Genomic DNA, 525 nt, shown 5'->3' on the forward strand with positions numbered 1-525 from the left:
CCTACTGATCGCTCTCAGCGACACCGGACGCGTCCTGGCCTGGCAGTGGTGCGCCCGCGAATCGACCGCCGCGTGGGCTGCGTTGTTGGAACAGGTTCCCGCGCCCGCCGTCCTCGTCTCCGACGGCGGCTCCGGTCTACCCAGCGCGCTCAGACGATGCTGGCCAGAGACCGCGCATCAACGCTGCATCTTCCACCTGCAAATGAACATCACCCGCCATCTGACGCGACACCCGCGAACTACCGCCGGCCAAGCGTTACGACGCCTGGTGATGGACCTCAGCGCCGTCCGCGACGAAACCGCCGCGATCCAGTGGCAGCTTCGCCTCGAGCAGTGGTGGCAGGCCTTCGGTCACCTCACCCGGGAACGCACCATGTTCCGCAACGGACAGTGGGGCTTCACCCACGACCGCCTCCGCAAAGCCTGGCTACTGATGCGCCTGGTCACACGCCGTCAGACCCTGTTCACTCACATCGTCTACGGCACCCCGCGCACGACCTCCGCGTTAGAGAGCCTCAACGCCCA

General features: G+C 66.5%; 1 protein-coding gene. It reads left to right on the top strand.

Features of this window, described 5'->3' with window-relative positions; all coding sequences use genetic code 11:
• A partial coding sequence (locus AC3E6M_RS17055) for a transposase (protein WP_490530609.1) occupies positions 1-525 on the top strand: 525 nt, incomplete at both ends.

The organism is Microbacterium sp. SCPM-O-B-15248 (M128) (assembly GCF_058214835.1).